Source organism: Stenotrophomonas sp. C-A (assembly GCF_054030835.1).
Window position 1 is genome coordinate 1,488,565 of sequence record NZ_CM132916.1, and the last position, 20,805, is coordinate 1,509,369.

A 20,805-nucleotide genomic window follows, 5' to 3' on the forward strand; every position below is an offset into this window, starting at 1 on the left:
TTCGCCAACAGCCTAGCCAGCGTGAAGCAAAGGGCGGGTGAGGGCGCAGTCAGTCGTGCGTGGGCGGACGCCCGAGGAGGCTGTCCGGCAACGCGGGAATCGGCGTGCGTTCGTCCTGTGCCTGTTCCAGCAACCAGTCGATGAACAGGCGCGCGGCAGGGCTGGGTGGTTGTCCTTCCGCATGCACTACGTGATAGGCGTAGCGGGCCTTCAGCGCCGGGCCGGGCAGGCGCACCACCTCGTAGCGCTGCAGGTAGGGTTGGGCGATGTGGGTGCGCGCCAGTACCGCGCCCATGCCATATACCGCCGCACGCATCGCATCGGTGCTGTCGGCGAAGGTGTGCATCGGCGGCAGCGGCGACGGTGGGCGCACACCGGCGTGGCGGAACCAGTCACGCCAGCCCTGCGGTGACAGATCGGTCAGCAGCGGCAGGTCGGCGATGCGCGCCGGATCCACCAGTGTTTCGACCCCGGCCAGTGCCGGTGAGGCCACCGGGAACAGGTAGTCATCCATCAGGTGCTGCGCGCGCAGGCCCGGCCATTGGCCCAGCCCGTAGCGGATGCCGACTTCCGGTCCGTTGTCGTCGTAGCGATCCAGCCCGCTGCCCGTATGCAGCTCGATGCGGATGTGTGGATAGGCCTGGGTGAAGCGTGGCAGTCGCGGCAGCAGCCAGCAGTACGAGAGCGAGCGCAGCGTAGTGATCCGCAACGGCACGCTGTCGGCATCCGGCTGCAGGTGATGGGCGACCGCCGCGACATCGGTGAAGGCGGCGCTGGCGGCGTCGGCCAGCTGCCGGCCCTCGGCGGTCAGGCGCACGCCGCGGGCATGGCGCAGGAACAGCCGGGTTTCCAGCACCTCCTCCAGCCGGCGCACGTGGTGGCTGACTGCGCTGGCGGTCAGGTGCAGTTCCTGCGCGGCCTGGGCGAAGTTCTGGTGGCGTGCGGCGACCGCGAACACGGCCAGTGCGGGGAGCAGAGAAGGGCGTAGCTGCATGTCGAGCCTCAAACCATATTTGTGGCTGGCAGCGATACTACGCGCTTGTGCGGCGGGCGTCTGCGCCTGATCCTGTCTGCCTTGGCGAGGAACAGACGATGGACGGAGGCAGGGCATGAATGCGGTCCCACAGGCGGCCGAGCGCGACTGGCGCACGCCGCTGGAGTTGACCCTGCTGGGCGCCATCTGGGGCTGCTCGTTCCTGTTCATGCGGGTGGCGGTGCCGTCGTTCGGCCCGTTCGCGCTGGTCGAGGTGCGGCTGGTGCTGGGCGCGCTGGTGCTGCTGCCGTTCCTGTGGCGCGCCCGCGCGCAGTTCCCGCCGCGTCGCTGGCTGTGGCTGGCACCGATCGGCCTGATCAACTCGGCGTTGCCGTTCGTGCTGTTCGCCTATTCTGCCGAGCAGGCGCCGGCGGCGATCGGCGCGATCTGCAATGCGATGACCGTGCTGTTCGCCGCGCTGATCGCGTTCCTGTTCTTCGGTGAAAAGATTGGCATGCGCCGTGCCGGTGCGCTGCTGGTCGGCTTTGCCGGCGTGGTGGTGCTGGCCACGGCCAAGGTCTCCGGCCTGAGCATCGGCACCGCGGTGCTGGCTGGTGCGGCGGCTTCGCTGCTGTACGGCCTGGGCGTGAACCTGGTGAAGCGGCACATGACCGGCCTGCCGTCGGCCGCGGCTGCGGCAGCCACGCTGTCGTGTGCCTCGCTGTGGATGCTGCCGATGGCGGTGACGCACTGGCCGCAGGCGCCGATTCCGCTGAAGGCCTGGGGCGCGGCGATTGCCCTGGGCGTAGCCTGCACCGGGCTGGCGTTCCTGATGTTCTACCGCCTGATCGGCCGCATCGGCCCGTCACGGGCGTCGACGGTGACGTACCTGATTCCGCTGTTCGGCGCGGCGTTCGCGTGGTTGTTCCTGGGGGAGGCGGTGACGGTGCAGATGTTGATTGCCGGTGCGTTGATTCTGGGTAGTGTGGCAGTGAGTCAGAAGGGTTGAGGCGTTGGTGCTTTGAGCGTGGCGCGTGCTGAAAGTGCTTCATTGTTCATGGGCGTCACTTTTCTTTGTCCGCAAAGAAAAGTAACCAAAAGAAACGTTCCGCCGGCCGCGAGCCGGTGCTGCGCACCGGTGCCCTGCGCTCCTCGGCCCGTCGAGGGACGGCGCGGGAACTCGCTGCGCTCAGACACCCGCGCCTCTTCGCCCTCGCCGGACCTGCGGTGCTCGGCTCGCTCAAGGCGGACTGGAAGGTCAAGATCAACAGCAAGATCATCCACGCATGGCGTGGAACTACTGGGCGCAGCTGTGGCCTTTGAACTGGGTCCGCCTTGAGCGAGCCGAGCATCGCAGGGGAATCAGGGGCGAAGAGGTGCCGATGTCTGAGCGCAGCGAGTTCGGCACCGTCCCCTGATTCACCGAGAAGCGCAGGGGACCGACGTGCAAAGCACGGCGGCTCGCGACCTGGCGGCGCGTTTCTTTTGGTTACTTTTCTTTTCGCGCGAAAAGAAAAGTGACGCCCATGAACAATGAAGCACCTTCAGCACGCGCCACGCGCTGAACCCGCGACGGCGTTACTTCACCGGCACCGGAATATTGCAAAGATCGATATGCCCCGCCGGGCGCTTGTAGAAATCATCCACGCGATTGCGACGCGCTTCGACCGTATCGGCGAAGGTCTTCGAATCGGTGCGCAGCACCTGGATCGGCGTGCGCTCGGCCACCGGCACGTCGCTGGCACGGCGGATCGACACGATCGGCGTGCGCAGTTTCGGGTCGGTGTAGAAGCCCATCGGTGCCGGCCCGCGCGGGATCGCGCTGAGCAGCTCCATGCCCTTCAGCACGCGGCCGACCAGGGTGATGTTGCGGTCCAGCTGACGCGGCGACTGGCCGGTCACCACATACAGTTCGGCACCGATGCTGCTGTCTTCCTCGTTGCTGCGGCCGGCGCCGAGCATGCCGTAGCAGTGCGCCAGCCAGGCCTTGCCGGCCTGCGGGTCCTGGCCGACCGGGAAGCCGTCGACGAAACCGGTCTGCGCGGCCCAGCCATCGCGATCCGGCAGCACGCTGACCTTCAGGCCGGCGCTGGCGCGATCGAACTCGGCCGGCAGCTTGCGCGCAGCACTGCCGAACGGCTTGGCCTTGGCCGCGTCATCGGCGTCGGCATCGCCGAACTGCACCACGAAGTTGTCCTGCGAGCGGTAGATGCTGGTGCCGTCCCAGAAATGCTCGTGGGCGAAGGTCTGGATGTTGGCTACATGCCGCGGGGCGAACTGCGGCGCCAGCTCGATGATCACGCGCCCGGCGGGCAGGTCCATGTACAGCAGGTTGGCCGGGTCCGGCGTGCGCCAGTCGCTGGCCGCCGAGGCGTCGAGGATCTGCTGCGGGCTGCGGTACGGGGCGGCAGCGCTGGCCAGCGAGGGCAGCAGGCAGGCCAGGGCGAGGGCGGTCAGTGCAAGGCGACGGCGGTGCGGCATGGGAACCCCGGAACATGAACGAGGGTTCGATTCTGCGTGAGCCGCGCAGCCGCGCCAACCGGCACGATGACTAACGACACATTCGCTATACCGAACTTCGCACTACTGTGGACTTCAACGTAGTGGAGGGCAGGTCATGGTCGAAGACGATGTCCACCTGAAGAAGTTCCAGAAGGAGCTCAGCGCCGGAACCGTGTCTCTGGCCCTGCTGGCGGTGCTGGCCCGGGCCGGCGAGCCGCTGTATGGCTACCTGATCGCCAAGGAGCTGGAGCGGGTGGGCGAGGGCGTGCTGAGCGGCAAGCAGAGCGCGCTGTACCCGGTGCTGCGCAACCTGGAAGGGGCCGGGCTGCTGGAAAGCCATGTGGAGCCGTCCAGCAGCGGACCGCCGCGGCGCTACTACCGCATCAATGAACGTGGCCGCGAGGTGTTGGCGCAGTGGCGCCAGGCCTGGCAGGCCACCCGCGATTCCGTCGATTCCGTGTTGGAGGGGGTACCGCAATGAACGACCCGAGCCTGGCAGGCCGAGCCCTGCCGACCACCATCCCGCAGTACCTGGCGCAGCTGCGCGCGGCGCTGGACGGCGCAGACCCGGCGATGGTGCAGGACGCGCTGTACGACGCCGAGGAGTACCTGCGCTCGGAGCTGGCGGCGCAGCCCGGTCGCAGCGAGGCCGAGGTGATCGCCGACGTGGCCGGCAGCTACGGCGCGCCGGACGAAGTCGCCGATATCTACCGCGAGACCGAAGTGACGGTGAACCGCGCGCTGCGTACGCCGCGTGCGGATACCGCACCGGTGCTGCGCGCGGCGGCCGAAGCCAGTGGCGTCGAGCCGGCTGCACCGCCGCCGGTGCCGGCGCAGCGCTCGTTGCTGGCGCGCTTCTTTGGTGTGGTGACCGATCCGCATACCTACGGCGCGCTGTTCTACATGCTGCTGTCGCTGGCCACCGGCATCTTCTTCTTCACCTGGGTGGTGACCGGTCTGTCGCTGTCGCTGGGCCTGCTGATCCTGATCATCGGTATTCCGCTGACCGTGCTGTTCTTCGGCTCGGTGCGCGGGCTGGCGCTGCTGGAAGGGCGATTGGTGGAAGCGCTGCTGGGCGAACGCATGCCACGCCGTCCGCGTTACACCGACCGCAGCCGCACGTGGTTGCAGCGCATCGGCGACATGTTCACCGATGGGCGTACCTGGCTGACCCTGCTGTACTTCGTGCTGATGCTGCCGCTGGGCGTGATCTACTTCACCATCGCGGTGACGTTGCTGTCGCTGTCGCTGAGCCTGATCTGGGCGCCGGTTGCAGCGATCTTCAGTGGTGACATCCCCGGCGTGTACATCAACGACGTGAACGTGCTGCCGATGGCGGCCTCGCCGCTGGTGGCGATCGCTGTTGCTGCGGCGGGCGCGCTGCTGCTGCTGTTGACGATGCACCTGGCACGCGGCATCGGCAAGCTGCACGGGCTGATCGCCAAGAACCTGCTGGTGCGGTTGTAAGCCGGAATCCACGCTTCGGGACGTTTGGCGGGCTTCGCTTTGGTAGGTGCCAACCTTGGTTGGCACGATCCATCAGATATCGGAATTCATGGCAGGGCGCCAACCAAGGTTGGCATCTACCAGGGCGAGTTACCCCGCCTTTCGCCGCAACGGGGTGACGTTGCTCTTCTTCTTCGTGACCTTCGCCGCCGGTGCTTCGGCATGGGCGGCGAAGAAGTCGCGCACCTTCGGGTACACCACCTCGCGCCAGCGACGGCCGCTGAAAATGCCGTAGTGGCCGGCACCTTCGACGATGAAATGCTCACGGCGGTCCGCAGTGATGCCGGTGCACAGCGCCTGCGCGGCTTCGGTCTGGCCGAGGCCGGCGATATCGTCCAGCTCGCCTTCAATGCTCAGCAGCGCGGTATCGCGGATCGCCGACGGATCGACCTTCTCGCCGTTGACCACCCACTCACCACGCGGCAGCAGGAAGTCCTGGAACACCACGCGGATGGTATCGAGGTAGTACTTGGCCGGCATGTCCAGCACCGCGTTGTACTCGTCGTAGAAACGACGGTGCGCGTCGGCGTCTTCCAGGTCGCCCTTGACCAGGTCGGTGTAGAAATCCCAGTGCGAGCTGAAGTGGCGGCTCGGGTTCATCGACAGGAAGCCGGCATGCTGCAGGAAGCCTGGATACACGCGACGGCCGGCGCCGGGATAGCTGGCCGGCACGGTGTGGATGACGTTGTTCTCGAACCACGACAGCGGGTTCTGCGTGGCCAGGTTGTTCACTGCGGTCGGGCTGCAGCGCGCATCGATCGGGCCACCCATCATCACCAGCGTGCGCGGGGTCGGCTCGCCACGGCTGGCCATCAGCGAAACCGCAGCCAGTACCGGTACGGTCGGCTGGCACACGCTCACCACGTGCAGGCGCTCCACGCCGAGGTGGCGGATGAATTCCTGGATGTAGGCGATGTAGTCGTCCAGGCCGAATTCGCCTTCGCTGGCCGGCACCATGCGCGCATCCACCCAGTCGGTAACGTACACGCGGTGGTCGCGCAGCAGCGTGCGCACGGTATCGCGCAGCAGCGTGGCGTGGTGGCCGGACAGCGGCGCCACCACCAGCACGAACGGCTGGTTGAGCATGGTGTGCAGCTGGTCGGCTTCATTGCTGTGGCGCTTGAAGCGCAGCAGCTTGCAGAACGGCTTGCTTACTTCCTCGTGCACGACGATCGGCACGCGTTCGCCATCGACGTCGATTTCGTTGATGCCCCACTCGGGCTTCTCGTAATCCTTGCCGATGCGGTGGAACAGTTCATTGACCGCCGCCAGGCGATCAGCACCGGGCATCTGCGACCACCAGTGGCCCTGATTGGCGAAGAACTTGGCGTTGGCCTGGGCCTGGTGCACCCAGGGGGCGAGCAGGTTGCGGGTCAGTTCGTGCAGTTGATAGAGCATGACGACCGAATATGTATGGTCATATGTTGCCGCGCAGCATATCCCATCCGGGTGTCCCGCAGGTTAAGTCGGCTGAAAATAATGAATCCGGATTCACATCCGTTCCAGCGCGGCCGCATCGCCTGCCAGGGCGGGGCCGAGCCAGCAATGCGACCCTACCGGCTGCAGGCCGTGCCGGGCCAGCGTGCGGCGGTACCAGCGCGCCGGGCGGGCCTGGAAGCCGTCGTGGTCGCCCTCGAACGCGTCCTCGGCGGCGAAGGTCTCCAGGAAGGCCACGCCGCCGGTCAGCTCTGCCACGCCGGCCAGGCCGGCGCGCAGCTCGCGATCGGGCACGTAGTGCATCACGTCCGAGCACACCAGCAGGTCGACCGGAGCGCAGGGCCGCAGCCAGGCGAAATCGCCGAAGCGGGCCAGGTGCAGGTTGCGGGTCCTGCCGTAGCGGCGCACAGCGTACTCGCTGCTGTCGAAGCCGAGGTATTCGACCTTCGGACGCAGCTTCAGCAGCGGTGCACGCCAGGCGCCTTCACCGCAGCCGATGTCCAGCACACTGCGGATCGGCCGCTCCAGGTAGTACTCGGCGTTGGCCACGGCCAACGCGACCTTGCGCGCCAGGCGGGCGCTGCCGCCGATGTCGGCACGGCGGTACCAGCGTTGGAAGTAGGCGGCGTCGTAGGTCTTGTCCATGGGGCGGTGCGCGATCGGCGGAAACGGCGCCTATCCTACGGTGTTGCGACGCGCCATGCGTCGATGTGTCGCGGCGCTGGCGCGTGGGGTGGCTCGGCCACGGCATGCGAGAATGGCTGCCAACCTACGCCAGCCGCCGGAGCGAGCGCATGCAGAGCTACTACTGGGTCAAGACCTTCCACATCGTGTTCGTGGTGGCCTGGATGGCGACGGTGTTCTACCTGCCGCGCATCCTGGTGAACCTGGCCGAGACGGCGGGGCAACCAGCGGTGACCGAGCGCCTGCAGCTGATGGGCCTGCGCCTGTACCGCTTCGGCCACTCGATGTTCGGGCTGGCATTCCTGCTCGGCCTGGTGCTGTGGCTGGGTTACAAGGTGATCCCCGATTTCCCGACCATGGTCGCGCCCGGTGGCGCCGGCTGGCTGCATGCCAAGCTGGGGCTGGTGGTGCTGCTGCTCGTGTACTTCAGCTGGATCGGGCGCCTGCTCAAGGGCGTGGCCAAGGGCAGGGCGCTGCCGTCGTCGCGCGCGCTGCGCTGGATCAACGAGATCCCGTTGCTGGCCTTCATTCCGATCGTGTGGCTGGTACTGGCCAAGCCGTTCTGAACGGGGCGCGCTGCGCGCGAGGCGCATCGCACAGATGCATCCACGCATGGCGTGGATCTACTGGGTGCAGCTGTGGCTTTTGATGTTCAGGTCCGCCATGAGCGAGCCGAGCACCGCAGGTGAAACAGGGGCGAAGAGGCGCCGATGTCTGAGCGCAGCGAGTTCGGCGCCGTCCCCTGATTCACCGAGAAGCACAGGGAACCGGTGCATAGCACCGGCTCGCGTTCGGCGGCGTGTTCTTTGGTTACTTTCTTGCACGAGCAAGAAAGTAACAAGCCGATGAATCAGGCTGCTTCGTAGGTGCCGTAGCTGCGCAGGCGCTTGTAGCGCTGTTCCAGCAGCTGTTCGGTGGACAGCTTGTCCAGCGCGTCCAGTTCGTTCAGCAGCACGGCCTTCAGGCGCTTGGCCATCTGCGTCGGGTTGCGGTGGGCGCCGCCGGTGGGCTCGCGCACGACCTTGTCGACCAAGCCCAGGCTCTTCAGGCGCGGGGCGGTCAGGCCCAGCTGTTCGGCCGCGTCCTTGGCCTTGCCGGCATCCTTCCACAGGATCGAGGCGCAGCCTTCCGGGGTGATGGTCGAATACACCGAGTATTCCAGCATCACGGTGCGGTCGCCCACGCCCAGCGCCAGCGCGCCGCCGGAGCCGCCTTCTCCGATCACGGTGCAGATGATTGGCACCTTCAGTTCGGCCATCTCGATCAGGTTGCGCGCGATCGCTTCGGACTGGCCGCGCGATTCGGCGTCGATGCCCGGCCAGGCGCCGGCGGTGTCGATCAGGGTCAGCACCGGCAGGCCGAAACGCTCGGCCATCTTCATCAGGCGCAGGGCCTTGCGGTAGCCCTCCGGCTTGGGCATGCCGAAGTTGCGCTTGATCTTTTCCTTGGTGTCACGGCCCTTCTGGTGGCCGATCACCATCACCGCACGGCCGTTGATGCGGGCCAGGCCACCCATGATCGCCTTGTCGTCGGCGAAGGCACGGTCGCCGGCCAGCTCCTGGAACTCGTCGAACATGACGCGGAGGTAGTCGGCGGTGTACGGGCGCGACGGATGACGGGCCAGCTGCAGCACCTGCCACGAGGTCAGGTTGCGGAAGATCTGCGCGGTGCGCATGCGCAGCTTGTCCTGCAGCGCGTGCACTTCCGCCTCGACATTGACCGCCGGCCCGGCGCTGGCGTTGCGCAGTTCCTGGATCTTGGCTTCCAGGTCGGCGATGGGTTGCTCGAAGTCGAGGTAGTTCGGATTCATCGGAAGCCGTCGTGTAAAGAAGAGGGGAATTCTAGCCGAATGCGTGCAAACCACCCGTACGCCTTCGTCTGGAAGGCGACGGTAGCGCAGCCGGGCAGGGGGCGCCAGTCAGCTCAGGGCACCACCAGGGCGCTGCGGCCCATCAGCTGGCTGCGCTGGGAAACGAAGTCGTTGTAGGCCTCGTTGGCCTCCCGGCCCAGCCCGCTGCCCAGGGTGGCGGTGGCCGAGGTGAAGGCCATCTGCGCGGCGAAGTCCTGCTTGCGCAGGGCCTTCTGCTCATCGGCGGTGGTGGCCTTCAGCCAGCGCGCATAGACCTCGCGCAGCGGCGCGGCATGCGCTTCGAAGGCCGGTACCAGCGCCGGCAGGCTGGCCGGGGCCGGTTCCAGGCGGTAGGTCGGGGCCACGTAGCCGGCCGGTTGCTCACGCTTGAACGCGCCGGGCTCGTCCATGCCTTCCTCGACGTAGGCGATGAAGTCGGGGGCAGTGAACACCTTGGCGACGATCTGGCCGCCGCTGGCATCGACGTGGGCCACCACCTTTTCCTTCGGGAAGGGCTCGCGCACGCCGTAGGTCCAGGTCTTGTCGATGAACAGTTCGTGGTGCTTCTCGAACGGACCTTCGAAGTCGACGCCGCCCAGCTCGATGCCGGCCTTGCCGGTGCCGAAGTTCTTCAGCTTGCTCTCGTCGGTGACGTAGATCTCGCGGGCGACCACGTACTCGCTCAGGGTCGGGTTGATCAGTCCGCCGCGGCCATCGACGTAGACGATGAAGCGCACGTCGCCCAGTTTGTCGGTGTGCAGGCGGTGCTCACCGACGGCGAGCGAGATCGGGCGCGAACCCTGTGCGGCCACCGGCAGGTCCTTGCCATCGATGCTCAGCGCCAGCGGCGTGTCGGTCGGGTTGTCGATCTGGAACTCGATCTTCGATGGCGAGCAGGCGGCCAGGGTCAGAGCCGCGGCAAACGGGAACAGCAGGGTCTTCATCGGCAATCGTCCTTGATACTTGGAACGGGGAAACAGGGGGGGCAGGAAAAACAGGGAGCCAGCCTCAGCTGGCCCACGGTGGGCTGTAGCGCACTTTCAGCGTGCGCACGGCCGGGTCGGCGCGCAGCGCCTCCATCAGCTTGGAATCAATGCGTACCGCGCTTTGCCCGGACACATCAAGCATGCCGGCGATGCCACCCTGCGGACCCTTCAGCAGCAGGTCCAGGCGCAGTGGCGTGCGCCCCGGGCGATGGCGGTCGAGCAGGGCATCGATGCGCTCCCAGACCGGGCGCTGCTGGCGCAGGTCCAAGCGCAGCGACAACCGCGTGGCGTAGTTGGCGCAGACCTCGTCGAAGTCCCAGCACTGGCGGATGCGCAGCGCGTAGCCGCCGTTGAACTCGTCCTCGCGCAGGCCGCCTTTGACCACCAGGATGCGGTCCTTGGTCATCAGGTGCCCGAACTCGGCCATCGCGTCGGAGAACGCGCTGCACTCGACGCGGCCGCGGCCATCTTCCAGCTGGATGAAGATCTGGCTCTCGCCCTTGCGACGCACACCGACCACCTGACCGGCCAGCACGGTCTGTACTTCCGGGCGCCAGCGCTTCTCGCCGCCACCACCGCCACCGCTGTTGGCGCTCCAGATCTTCTCCACCGAACCCAGGTCGTTGCCTACCAGATCGCGCACATCGTCGCGCCAGGGATCGAACGGGTGGCCGCTGAGGTAGAAACCGAGCGTGTCGCGCTCGCCGTTGAGGCGCTGCAGCAACGGCCATTCTTCGGCTTCGGGCAGGTCCAGCTGAATCGACACGGTGCTCGGGTCGGGCCCGCCAAACAGCGAGTTCTGCCCGGACGCACGCTCGCGCGCCATCTGATCAGTGGCCTTGATCACTTCCGGCAGCTGCAGCATCAGCGAGGCGCGGTTGCGGCCGAGCTCGTCCAGCGCACCACAGTTGATCATCGCTTCCAGCGTGCGCCGGTTGAGCTTGGCCGAGCCGACGCGGGTGCAGAAGTCGAGCAGGTCCTTGAACGGGCCGCCCTTCAGCCGCTCCTCGACCACCGCCTCGCAGGCCCCCTGGCCGACGCCCTTGATCGCACCGAGGCCGTACTGGATGGTGTCCGGCGTCACCGCTTCGAACATGAAGGCGGAGTGGTTCACCTTCGGCGGCAGCACGGTCAGGCCGAGGTTGCGCACCTCGTCCAGGAAGCCGACCACCTTCTCGGTGTTGTCCAGGTCCGAGGACAGCGTGGCCGCCATGAACTCGGCCGGGTAATGGCGCTTCAGCCACGCGGTCTGGTAGCTGACCAGCGCATAGGCGGCGGCGTGCGACTTGTTGAAGCCGTAGCCGGCGAACTTCTCCATCAGGTCGAAGATCGCATCGGCCTTGGCCTCGTCGACGCCGTCCTTGGCCGCGCCTTCGCGGAAGATCTCGCGGTGCTTGGCCATTTCGGCCGGCACCTTCTTGCCCATCGCGCGGCGCAGCAGGTCGGCGCCGCCCAGCGAGTAGCCGCCGACGATCTGCGCCATCTGCATCACCTGCTCCTGGTACACCATGATGCCGTAGGTGTCCTTCAGGATCGCTTCGGTGCGCGGATCGGGATAGATGATTTCTTCCTGGCCGTGCTTGCGCGCGTTGAACGAAGGAATCAGGTCCATCGGGCCAGGGCGGTACAGCGACACCAGCGCGATCAGGTCTTCGAAACGGTCGGGGCGCGCGTCCTTCAGCAGGCGGCGCATGCCCGAGGATTCGAACTGGAATACCGCGCCGGTGTTGCCGTTGGCGAAGATGTCCTTGTAGGTGGGCGTGTCGTCGAGCGGAATCGCGGCGATGTCCACCGGCGGGATGCCGGCGCGCTCGTGGCGCTTGTTGATCGCCTTCACCGCCCAGTCGATGATGGTCAGCGTACGCAGGCCGAGGAAGTCGAACTTCACCAGGCCCACTTCTTCCACGTCGTTCTTGTCGAACTGGGTGACCGGGTTCTTGCCCAGGCCGTTCTCATCGTGTTCGGCGTACAGCGGGCAGAACTCGCTCAGCGGCTCGGGCCCGATCACCACGCCACCGGCGTGCTTGCCGGCGTTGCGGGTCAGGTCTTCCAGCTGCAGCGCCAGGTCGATCAGGTCGCGGACATCGTCCTCGGTCTCGTAGCGCTGGATCAGTTCGGCCGAGGCCATTTCCGAGCTGGGGCCTTCCTTGCCCTTGCCCAGTGCATCCTTCAGGTGGATGCCCAGGATGTTCGGGATCAGCTTGGAAACACCATCGACCAGGCCGTACGGGAAGCCCAGCACGCGGCCGGAGTCGCGCACCACCGCCTTGGCGGCCATGGTGCCGTAGGTGATGATCTGGCTGACGCGCTCGCGCCCGTACTTGCGCGCGACGTAGTCGATCACCTCGTCGCGGCGGTCCATGCAGAAGTCGATGTCGAAGTCGGGCATCGACACGCGTTCCGGGTTCAGGAAGCGCTCGAACAGCAGGTTGTACGGCAACGGGTCCAGATCGGTGATCTTCAGCGCCCAGGCCACCAGCGAACCGGCACCCGAACCACGGCCGGGGCCGATCGGGATGCCCTGGTTCTTGCCCCACTGGATGAAGTCGGCCACGATCAGGAAGTAGCCTGGGAAGCCCATCTTGATGATGGTGTTGAGCTCGAACTCCAGGCGCTCGAAGTACTCTTCGCGGGTCTTGCCCGGGGCCAGCGGATTCTTCTCCAGGCGCTCTTCCAGGCCATCGCGCGACATCTTCTGGATCCAGGTGTCCAGGGTCTCGTCGTCCGGCACCGGATAGTTGGGCAGGAAGTAGGTGCCCAGCCGCATCTCGATGTTGCAGCGCTCGGCCAGCGCCAGCGTGTTGTCGATCGCATCGGGGATGTCGGCGAACAGCGCGCACATTTCCTCGGCCGACTTCAGGTACTGCTGGTCGCTGTACTCGCGCGGGCGCTTGGGGTCGTCCAGCACACGGCCGGTGGAAATGCACACGCGCGCTTCGTGCGCGCTGAAGTCCGACGGCGACAGGAAGCGCACGTCGTTGCTGGCCACCACCGGCAGGCCACGCTGGCCGGCGGCCATCAGCGCGAACTGGTTGAAGGTTTCCTCGCCTTCGCGGCCGGTGCGGGTCAGCTCCAGGTGCAGGCCATCGCCGAACACGCGCTGCCAGTCGGCCAGCTGCTGCTCGGCCAGTTCATGCTTGCCGTCCAGCGCCAGGCGCCCGGCCAGGCTCTGCCGACCGGCCAATGCGAACAGGTTGGCGTTGCCGGCCTTCAGCCAGTCCGGGTGCACGGCCACGCCGCCCTCGGGGCGATGGCCCTCCATCCAGGCGCGGGTCAGCAGCCGGGACAGGCTCAGGTAGCCCTCGCGGTCGCGGCACAGCAGCGTCATCCGCCACGGGTCCTGGCCCTCTTCGGCGATCAGCACGTCGGCGCCGGCGATCGGCTTGATGCCTACGCCTTCGGCGGCCTTGTAGAACTTGACCAGCGCGAACAGGTTGTTGAGGTCGGTCACCGCCAGCGCGGGCAGCCCGAGCTCGACCGAGCGCGACAGCAGGTTGGCCTGCTTGGCCTTCTTCGGGTCCGCCTGGTCCGGTTTGGCCGGCACACGGATGGTGGAGTCCGCCAGCGAGAACTCGGTGTGGACGTGGAGATGTACGAAGCGGGAGTTGGACATGCCGGACCAGGTTGGAGCGCGCGGGCCCCGGGTGCCGACGGGGAAATCGTCGCCGGGGTCGGGAAGCGCTGGAGTGCCCGGTCAGGGTAGCGAGGGCAGGGGGTTGCGACAAGGCTTGACAGGGGCACGGCGTGGCGCCGGATTCAGGCGTGCGGGAGGCCGCCTTCTGTAGAGCCGAGCCCATGCTCGGCTGCTGTGGACAGCCGAGCATGGGCTCGGCTCTACAACTCCAGCAGGCTCAGGCGATGGCCGCGACAGCCGGCGGCGTTTCCAGGCACTCCCGTACCGGGGCGAAGCTGCGCCGGTGCTCCATGCAGGGGCCGTGCTCGCGCAGGGCGGCCAGGTGGGCCGGGGTGCCGTAGCCCTTGTGTTGCTCGAAGCCGTACTGCGGGTGGCGGGCATGCACGTCCAGCATGTAACGGTCGCGCGAGACCTTGGCCAGGATCGATGCGGCCATGATCGCGCGGTCGATGCCATCGCCGCCGATCAGCGCCTGCGCCGGCAGTACCAGGCCCTTGGGCGCCACGTTGCCGTCGATGCGCGCGAAGCCGGCCACGTGGGCGACCGCGGCGACGACATCGCGCATGCCCTGCAGGGTGGCCTGGTAGATGTTCAGGCGGTCGATGGTGTCCACGTCCACCAGCACCACGTGCCAGGCAAGGGCGCGCTCGATGATGCGGTCATGCAGCTGCTCGCGGCGCGCCGCAGTGAGCTGCTTGGAATCGTCCAGGCCGTTGATGCGTGGCCGCGCCGGGTCGAACACCACCGCCGCCACCGCCACCGGCCCGGCGAGCGGACCACGGCCTGCCTCATCGACGCCGGCAACCAGGCGTTCCGGCTCGATTACCGCGCTGCCATCGAACAGGGCCAGGCTGGCCGCTGCGGCGTGGCGGCGGCTCATACCTGGGCCTGGTCGCGCATCAGCAGCTCGCCGACGGCGTCGGCGGCACGTGCCGAAGCATTGCGGCGCAGGCGCTCATGCAGGCGGGCATAGGTGCCCTGCAGGTCGGTCACCCGCTGTGGGTGGTCGAACCACTGCTGGATGGCCGCGGCCAGCTTGTCCGGCGTGCAGTCGTGCTGCATCAGTTCCGGTGCCAGGTCCTGCCCGGCCAGGATGTTGGGCAGGGCGAAGCGGTCGACCTTGATCAGGCCGAATGCCTTGACCAGACGGTAGGTCAGTTCGTTGACACGGTAGCCGACCACCATCGGCCGCTTCACCAGCATCGCCTCCAGGGTCGCGGTACCGGACGCCAGCACCACCACGTCGGCGGCGATCATGGCGTTGCGGGCCTGACCGTCGAGTACATGCGAGTACGCGACCGGCAGCGCCGAGCGCGACAGCTGCTCTTCGATCAGCCGCTTGCATGCGGGGTTGGCGGCAGGCACCACCACGTGCAGGCCGGGGATGCGCTCGGAGACCTGCCAGGCGGCTTCGAAGAACGGCTCGCCCAGGCGCGAGATTTCGCCCAGGCGGCTGCCCGGCAGCACCGCCAGCACCTTGGCCGAAGTCGGCAGGCCAAGCGCGGCGCGCGCTTCCTCGCGGTTGCCCTGCAGCGGAATGTCGTCGGCCATCGGATGGCCGACGAAGCGCGCGTCGATGCCGTGCTTGGCATAGATGGGCGGTTCCATCGGGAACAGGCACAGCACCAGGTCGGCGCTGCTGCCGATCTTCTCGGCACGCTTCTCACGCCAGGCCCAGACCGAGGGGCTGACGTAATGCACGGTGCGCACGCCACGCTGCTTCAGCCAGCGCTCGATGCCCAGGTTGAAGTCGGGGGCGTCGATGCCGATGAACACGTCCGGCTGCCAGTCCAGCGCACGCTGGCGGAACGCCGAGCGCAGCTTCAGCAGGCGCGGCAGATGGCGCAGCACTTCGGTCAGGCCCATCACCGCCAGCTCGCTGGCATCGTGCCAGGTCTGGCAGCCGGCGCTGCGCATGGCGTCGCCTCCGATGCCGGCGAACTCGGCATTCGGGAAGCGCGCTTTGAGTTCGCGAACCAGGCCCGCACCGAGCAGATCGCCAGAGGCCTCACCGGCCACCAGGGCGATCCGCAACGGGCGCTCGCTGAGCACCCGTTGCGCGGGGACGCTGCCGGTCATCGAGGCCAGCGGAATCACGGCGGCGCCGGCCGGCGCCTGGCCGGTCGTGCTGCTCATCGCAGCAAGGGCCTCTCGGCGTGCTCGATGAAGTCCAGCATGGCCTTCACGTCATCGCTGTCACGCGCCTGTTCGGTCAGCTGCACCTTGGCTTCGGCCAGCGGCAGGCCCGCCACGTACAGGGTGCGGTAGGCACGCTTGATGGCGGAAATGCGCTCGGCATCGAAACCGCGGCGCTTCAGGCCTTCGCTGTTGATGCCGCGCGGGCGGCCCAGCGAATCGGTGCCGACCATGGTGAACGGCGGAACGTCGCCATTGGTCAGCGCCCCCATGCCGAGGAAGGCATGCGCGCCGATCCGGCAGAACTGGTGGGCACCGGCGAAGCCGCTGATGATCACGTAGTCGCCCACGGTCACGTGGCCGGCCAGGGTGGTGTTGTTGGAGAACACGCAGAAGTTGCCGACATGGCAGTCATGCGCCACGTGCGTGTAGGCCAGCATCCAGTTGTCGTTGCCGATGGTGGTGATGCCGCCGCCGCCGCCGGTGCCACGGTTCAGTGTGACGAACTCGCGGAACACATTGCGGTCGCCGATCACCAGCTCGGTGCGCTCCCCTGCATACTTCTTGTCCTGCGGTTCGCCACCGACCGCTGCGTGGCCGATGAAGCGGTTGTCGCGGCCGATCTTCGTCGGGCCGTGGATGCTGCAGTGGGGGCCGACCACCGTGCCGGCACCGATTTCCACATCGGCGCCGATCAGGGTGAACGCGCCCACCTGGACGTCATCGGCCAGGCGCGCGGCCGGGTCGATGACGGCGGTCGGGTGGATCCGCGGTGCGTTGTCAGTCATTCCTGCCTCCAGTGGATCAGCCCTTGGCGCCGGCACACATGACTTCGGCCGAGGCAACGACTTCACCGTTGACCTTGGCTTCGCCGTAGTACCAGCCCATGTTGCGGATCAGGCGCTTCATCTGCACGTCCAGCATCAGCACATCGCCGGGAACGACCTGCTTGTTGAAGCGGGCGTTTTCCACCTTGACCATGTAGAACAGCTTGGACTGCGAGTCACGGCCGAGCGTGAGCTGGGTCATCACGCCACCGGCCTGCGCCAGCGCTTCGATGATCAGCACGCCGGGCATGATCGGGCGGCCCGGGAAGTGACCCTGGAAGAACGGCTCGTTGATGCTGACGTTCTTCTGCGCAAGGATGCGTTTGGCCTCGATGTCGAGCTCAAGCACCCGGTCCACCAGCAGGAACGGGTAGCGGTGCGGGAGCAGTTCCTGGATCTGGCAGACGTCGATCGGAAGCTGCAGCGTGTCGTTCATTCTTTCTCCTTGCCAGCAGCCAGGACGCGGCGAGCCAATGCGTCCAGCTGCTTGAAGCGCGCGGCGTTCTTGCGCCACGTGCGGTTGTCGGTCAACGGGGTGCCGGACGAGTACTCGCCCGGCTCATGGATGGAATTGCGGACCACCGACTTGCCGGTGATCACGACCTTGTCGCAGATCTCGAGGTGGCCGACCACGCCGACGTGGCCGCCGAGCAGGCAGTAGCGGCCGATCTTGGCACTGCCGGCGATGCCGGTGCAGCCGGCGATGGCCGAGTGCGCGCCGATCTGCACGTTGTGCGCGATCTGCACCAGGTTGTCCAGGCGCACGTCTTCGTCCAGCACGGTGTCTTCCAGCGCGCCACGGTCGACGCAGGTGTTGGCGCCGATTTCGCAATCGTCGCCGATGCGCACGCCGCCGAGCTGCGGCACCTTGATCCACTTGCCGGCGTCCATCGCCAGGCCGAAGCCATCGGCGCCGAGTACGGCGCCGGGATGCACGCGAACGCGCTTGCCGAGCTTGACCCGGGTGACCAGGGTGACCCGCGCGATCAGCTCGCAGCCGTTGTCCAGGCTGCAGTCTTCGCCGATCACGCTGCCAGTGCCGATGATGCAGTTCTCACCAACCACGCTGCGCGCGCCGATGGAGACGAACGGGCCGATATGGGCGCTGGCGGCGACCTGGGCGCTGGGATCGATGACGGCGCTGGGGTGGATGCCCGGCGGGCGCGTCGGCGCGATGTCGAACAGCGCGGCGATCTTGGCGAAGGTGGTGTACGGGTCCTTGGCCACGAGCGCGGCGCCGGGGGCGGCCTCGGCGTCGTCGGCACGCAGGACCACCAGCGAGGCCTGGCTGTCGGCCAGCTGGGCGCGGTAGCGTGGATTGGCGAGGAAGGTCAGCTGGCCAGGTCCGGCATGGGCGAGGGTAGCCACGCCATGGATGGCGGTGGCGGGGTCGCCATGGACCTGCAGGCCGAACTGCTCGGCGAGTTGCTGGGCGGTGTAGGTGGGAGTATTCACGGCGGGAGTTTAACGTGTGACGCCATTGCGGTCATGCGGGGCGGTTCTGCGGCCAACGGCGGGGCCCCTCGTGGCTGGCAGAGTCAGGCCCGTGGGCTGGGTCGGACGGGTGGGGCCCGCGAGGGACGGCGCAAGTACGTCCATGTAGCCTTGGTCGCCGCATCCATGCGGCTCACACCCTCGCAGGCCCCACCCATCCGCCCTCCGACGGCGTGGCGCGAGTGCCAGCCACGGAAAAACAGGAAAGATCAAAAGCGGAGCGCTCGCTTCCGCCAGCCCTTCTAAACGAAAACGCCGGGCAATGCCCGGCGATTCGAGACCCGTCTGGTGGAGAGCCCCCCTTCTGTTAAGGGGGGCGCGCCAGTGGCGCGGGGGATAGGAGGTAGGTCGGGACCCGCTGCTTGCGCAGCAAGCCGCGGCGCACCTTCGGTGGTCAGTTCTTAGAACTGGCCACCGAAGGTGAATTGCAGGCGTTCGATCTTGTCATCGTCTTCCTTCTTGAGCGGGAAGGCGTAGCTGATCGAGATCGGGCCGACCGGGGCGCGCCACAGCAGGGCCACACCGGTGGACACGCGCAGTTCGTTGGCCTTGAAGTTCTTGGTGCCGTTGTAGACGTTGCCGAAGTCGACGAAGGCCGATACACGTGCCGACGGGCTGTCGAACAGGCGCGGGAAGTAGGCTTCGACCGAACCGACGGTCTTCAGCGAACCACCCAGCGGCTGGCCTTCCGGATAGCCGTTGGTGACTTCGCGCGGGCCGAGGGTGTTGTCTTCGAAGCCACGCACCGAGTTGGTACCGCCGGCGTAGAAGTTCTCGAAGAACGGCAGGCCGCTGGCGGTCACCGTACGGGTGGTGCCGTCCGGGTTGGTCAGCGTGCGGGTGTAGTCGTTGCCATAGGCATCGCCGTAGCCCACTTCGGCACGGGTGTTGATCACCAGCGACGGCATGATCGGCCAGTACTTGCTGATCTGGTAGTTCAGCTTGTAGTACTCGATGGTCGAACCCGGCAGCGTGGTTTCCAGGCCGATGCGCTGGTAGGTACCGCGGGTCGGCATGAAGTAGTCGTTGCGCGAGTCACGCGCCCAGCCCAGCTCGGTGCGCCAGGCATGGAACGTGCGCTTACCGACGGCGTTGATGTAGTCGATGATCGACTGCGGGGTCGAGCCCTGGTAGGTGGTGATCTGGTTGCTGTCGATGCCGAACATCAGCGAGACGGTATCGGTCTCGGTGATCGGCACGCCGAACACCACCTGCGCCGAACCATTGGTGCTGTTGTACTGCGCGGTGTTGAAGTCGGAGTAGTCCAGCTCGCGCCAGGACAGGTTGTAGCCCAGCGACACGCCGTCATCGGTGAAGTACGGGTTGGTGTAGCTGAAGCCGTAGCGCTGCAGGTAGCTGCTGCGCGAGGCTTCGACCGACACGCGGTTGCCGCCGCCGAGGAAGTTGTTCTGCGACAGCTGCACCGAGGTGGTCATGCCGTAGGACTGCGAGTAGCCCAGGCCGAACACGAAGCTGCCGGACGTGGTTTCCTTGACGTTGTAGACGACGTCGACCTGGTCGTTGCTGCCGCTGACGGCCGGGGTTTCCACGTCCACCGACTCGAAGTAGCCCAGGCGCTGCAGGCGGATCTTGGAGCGGTCGATCGCGGCCTGCGAGTACCAGCTGTTCTCGAACTGGCGCATTTCGCGACGCATCACTTCGTCGGACGTACGCGTGTTGCCACGGAACAGGATGCGACGCACCGACACGCGCGGGCCGGGCACGACCTGCATGTTGATCGCCACGGTCTGCTCGGGGCGGTTGGTGGTCGGGATCGGGTTCACCTTGGCGAACGCGTAGCCGATGTTCGACAGCGAGTTGGTGATGGTGTCCGAGCTGAATTCCAGCAGCGCACGCGAGAACGTGTCGCCGGACTTCTGGATCACCATGCGCTCGACATCCTCCTGCGGGAGGATCGTGTCGCCGCTGACCTTGATCTCGGAGATCTTGTACTGCGCACCTTCGGTCACGCCGGCGGTGAGGAACATGTCGCGCTTGTCGGGGCTGATCGACACCTGGGTCGAATCAATGCTGAAATCGACATAGCCGCGGTCGAGGTACCAGGAATTGAGCTTTTCCAGGTCGCCGGACAGCTTTTCCTTGGAGTACTGGTCGTCACGGCGGTACCACGACGCCCAGTTGTGCTCCTTGGACTCCCAGGTCTCCAGGATGTCCTTGCTCTCGAACTTCTCGGTGCCGACCAGGTTGACGTGACGGATCTTGGCCGCCTTGCCTTCCTTGATGGCGATCGCGATGTCCACGCGGTTGCGGTCCAGCGGGCTCACCGTCGGGGTGATCTCGACGTTGTACTTGCCGCGGTCGTTGTACTGGCGGCGCAGTTCCTGGGTCACGCGGTCCAGGCTCAGGCGATCGAAGGTGCCGCCCTCGGTCAGGCCGATGTCGGACAGGCCCTTGAGCAGCTGCTCGGACTTGATGTCCTTGTTGCCGGTCACGGTCAGCTTGTTGATCGCCGGGCGTTCCTTGACGGTCACCACCAGGATGCTGCCCTGGCGGTCCAGCTGCACGTCTTCGAAGAAGCCGGTCTTGTACAGGGCGCGGATGGTCTCGCCGACCTTGTTGTCGGTGACCGTCTCGCCACGCTCCACCGGCAGGTAGGTGAATACCGTGCCCGAGCTGATGCGCTGCAGGCCATCCACGCGGATGTCGCTGACAGTGAAGGGCTCGGCTGCCTGGGCCAGGGCGGGAGCGCCGGTGACGGCGGCGAGGGCGAGGGCCAGCAGGCGGCGATTGGGGAGTCGCGTCATGTCACGTCCGGT

At 66.8% G+C, this 20,805-nt stretch carries 17 protein-coding genes; 4 read left to right on the forward strand and 13 right to left on the reverse strand.

Features of this window, described 5'->3' with window-relative positions:
- Positions 1-49: 49 nt before the first annotated feature.
- Positions 50-994 (reverse strand): LysR substrate-binding domain-containing protein, encoded by a 945-nt coding sequence (locus tag ACW5IY_RS07055; RefSeq protein ID WP_049433854.1) that lies wholly within the window; start codon positions 992-994, stop codon positions 50-52.
- A gap of 115 nt (positions 995-1,109) precedes the next feature.
- Between ACW5IY_RS07055 and ACW5IY_RS07060 the strand changes: the two genes are divergently transcribed.
- Positions 1,110-1,982 (forward strand): DMT family transporter, encoded by an 873-nt coding sequence (locus tag ACW5IY_RS07060; protein WP_049433853.1) that lies wholly within the window; start codon positions 1,110-1,112, stop codon positions 1,980-1,982.
- A 569-nt stretch (positions 1,983-2,551) separates the two neighbouring features.
- Here the strand turns inward: ACW5IY_RS07060 and ACW5IY_RS07065 are convergent.
- Positions 2,552-3,454: a peptidylprolyl isomerase gene (locus tag ACW5IY_RS07065; RefSeq protein WP_049433852.1), complete on the reverse strand. Its 903-nt coding sequence runs from the start codon at positions 3,452-3,454 to the stop codon at positions 2,552-2,554.
- Between the two features lie 136 nt (positions 3,455-3,590).
- On the opposite strand from ACW5IY_RS07065, the gene ACW5IY_RS07070 reads away from it, so the two are divergent.
- Positions 3,591-3,956: a PadR family transcriptional regulator gene (locus tag ACW5IY_RS07070; RefSeq protein WP_021203665.1), complete on the forward strand. Its 366-nt coding sequence runs from the start codon at positions 3,591-3,593 to the stop codon at positions 3,954-3,956.
- Positions 3,953-4,942, forward strand: coding sequence for a sensor domain-containing protein (locus ACW5IY_RS07075; RefSeq protein WP_049433851.1), 990 nt, complete (start codon positions 3,953-3,955; stop codon positions 4,940-4,942). Before ACW5IY_RS07070 ends, ACW5IY_RS07075 begins: the two co-directional genes overlap by 4 nt.
- A 129-nt stretch (positions 4,943-5,071) precedes the next feature.
- On the opposite strand, the gene ACW5IY_RS07080 is transcribed toward ACW5IY_RS07075, so the two are convergent.
- Positions 5,072-6,379, reverse strand: coding sequence for a polyhydroxyalkanoate depolymerase (locus tag ACW5IY_RS07080; RefSeq protein WP_049433850.1), 1,308 nt, complete (start codon positions 6,377-6,379; stop codon positions 5,072-5,074).
- 93 nt (positions 6,380-6,472) lie between these two features.
- The gene (locus ACW5IY_RS07085) at positions 6,473-7,063 is read right to left on the reverse strand and encodes a class I SAM-dependent DNA methyltransferase (protein ID WP_049433849.1); all 591 of its coding nucleotides are present in this window, start codon (positions 7,061-7,063) and stop codon (positions 6,473-6,475) included.
- Between the two features lie 149 nt (positions 7,064-7,212).
- Between ACW5IY_RS07085 and ACW5IY_RS07090 the strand changes: the two genes are divergently transcribed.
- Complete coding sequence (locus tag ACW5IY_RS07090; protein ID WP_049433848.1) at positions 7,213-7,668, forward strand: CopD family protein; 456 nt, start codon at positions 7,213-7,215, stop codon at positions 7,666-7,668.
- A 284-nt stretch (positions 7,669-7,952) separates the two neighbouring features.
- On the opposite strand, the gene ACW5IY_RS07095 is transcribed toward ACW5IY_RS07090, so the two are convergent.
- The 9 genes from ACW5IY_RS07095 to bamA form a co-directional block, all read right to left on the reverse strand.
- On the reverse strand, positions 7,953-8,912 hold the full coding sequence (locus ACW5IY_RS07095) for an acetyl-CoA carboxylase carboxyltransferase subunit alpha (protein WP_049433847.1): 960 nt from the start codon (positions 8,910-8,912) through the stop codon (positions 7,953-7,955).
- Positions 8,913-9,025: 113 nt separating this feature from the next.
- Positions 9,026-9,895, reverse strand: coding sequence for a hypothetical protein (locus ACW5IY_RS07100; RefSeq protein WP_049433846.1), 870 nt, complete (start codon positions 9,893-9,895; stop codon positions 9,026-9,028).
- A 64-nt stretch (positions 9,896-9,959) separates the two neighbouring features.
- Positions 9,960-13,550: a DNA polymerase III subunit alpha gene (gene dnaE, locus ACW5IY_RS07105; protein ID WP_049433845.1), complete on the reverse strand. Its 3,591-nt coding sequence runs from the start codon at positions 13,548-13,550 to the stop codon at positions 9,960-9,962.
- 238 nt (positions 13,551-13,788) lie between these two features.
- Entirely contained in the window at positions 13,789-14,451 is a 663-nt protein-coding gene (locus ACW5IY_RS07110; protein WP_049433844.1) for a ribonuclease HII, read from the reverse strand.
- Positions 14,448-15,707, reverse strand: a complete 1,260-nt coding sequence (lpxB, locus tag ACW5IY_RS07115; protein WP_049433843.1) for a lipid-A-disaccharide synthase — start codon at positions 15,705-15,707, stop codon at positions 14,448-14,450. Before lpxB ends, ACW5IY_RS07110 begins: the two co-directional genes overlap by 4 nt.
- Complete coding sequence (gene lpxA / locus ACW5IY_RS07120; protein ID WP_049433842.1) at positions 15,704-16,495, reverse strand: acyl-ACP--UDP-N-acetylglucosamine O-acyltransferase; 792 nt, start codon at positions 16,493-16,495, stop codon at positions 15,704-15,706. Before lpxA ends, lpxB begins: the two co-directional genes overlap by 4 nt.
- Positions 16,496-16,511: 16 nt before the next feature.
- Positions 16,512-16,970: a 3-hydroxyacyl-ACP dehydratase FabZ gene (fabZ, locus tag ACW5IY_RS07125; protein ID WP_008265823.1), complete on the reverse strand. Its 459-nt coding sequence runs from the start codon at positions 16,968-16,970 to the stop codon at positions 16,512-16,514.
- Positions 16,967-17,989, reverse strand: coding sequence for a UDP-3-O-(3-hydroxymyristoyl)glucosamine N-acyltransferase (lpxD, locus tag ACW5IY_RS07130; protein WP_049433841.1), 1,023 nt, complete (start codon positions 17,987-17,989; stop codon positions 16,967-16,969). Before lpxD ends, fabZ begins: the two co-directional genes overlap by 4 nt.
- Positions 17,990-18,429: 440 nt before the next feature.
- A complete protein-coding gene (bamA, locus tag ACW5IY_RS07135) occupies positions 18,430-20,793 on the reverse strand; it encodes an outer membrane protein assembly factor BamA (RefSeq protein ID WP_049436473.1) in 2,364 nt (787 codons plus the stop codon).
- Positions 20,794-20,805 lie beyond the last annotated feature (12 nt).

Coding starts and splice junctions, on each gene's coding strand:
- ACW5IY_RS07100 (WP_049433846.1), bottom strand. CDS start 9,895: ATGAAGACCCTGCTGTTCCCGTTTGCCGCGGCTCTGACCCTGGCCGCC.
- lpxB (WP_049433843.1), bottom strand. CDS start 15,707: ATGAGCAGCACGACCGGCCAGGCGCCGGCCGGCGCCGCCGTGATTCCG.
- ACW5IY_RS07070 (WP_021203665.1), top strand. CDS start 3,591: ATGGTCGAAGACGATGTCCACCTGAAGAAGTTCCAGAAGGAGCTCAGC.
- ACW5IY_RS07085 (WP_049433849.1), bottom strand. CDS start 7,063: ATGGACAAGACCTACGACGCCGCCTACTTCCAACGCTGGTACCGCCGT.
- ACW5IY_RS07080 (WP_049433850.1), bottom strand. CDS start 6,379: ATGCTCTATCAACTGCACGAACTGACCCGCAACCTGCTCGCCCCCTGG.
- lpxA (WP_049433842.1), bottom strand. CDS start 16,495: ATGACTGACAACGCACCGCGGATCCACCCGACCGCCGTCATCGACCCG.
- ACW5IY_RS07060 (WP_049433853.1), top strand. CDS start 1,110: ATGAATGCGGTCCCACAGGCGGCCGAGCGCGACTGGCGCACGCCGCTG.
- ACW5IY_RS07090 (WP_049433848.1), top strand. CDS start 7,213: ATGCAGAGCTACTACTGGGTCAAGACCTTCCACATCGTGTTCGTGGTG.
- ACW5IY_RS07055 (WP_049433854.1), bottom strand. CDS start 994: ATGCAGCTACGCCCTTCTCTGCTCCCCGCACTGGCCGTGTTCGCGGTC.
- ACW5IY_RS07095 (WP_049433847.1), bottom strand. CDS start 8,912: ATGAATCCGAACTACCTCGACTTCGAGCAACCCATCGCCGACCTGGAA.
- dnaE (WP_049433845.1), bottom strand. CDS start 13,550: ATGTCCAACTCCCGCTTCGTACATCTCCACGTCCACACCGAGTTCTCG.
- ACW5IY_RS07075 (WP_049433851.1), top strand. CDS start 3,953: ATGAACGACCCGAGCCTGGCAGGCCGAGCCCTGCCGACCACCATCCCG.
- fabZ (WP_008265823.1), bottom strand. CDS start 16,970: ATGAACGACACGCTGCAGCTTCCGATCGACGTCTGCCAGATCCAGGAA.
- bamA (WP_049436473.1), bottom strand. CDS start 20,793: ATGACGCGACTCCCCAATCGCCGCCTGCTGGCCCTCGCCCTCGCCGCC.
- ACW5IY_RS07065 (WP_049433852.1), bottom strand. CDS start 3,454: ATGCCGCACCGCCGTCGCCTTGCACTGACCGCCCTCGCCCTGGCCTGC.
- ACW5IY_RS07110 (WP_049433844.1), bottom strand. CDS start 14,451: ATGAGCCGCCGCCACGCCGCAGCGGCCAGCCTGGCCCTGTTCGATGGC.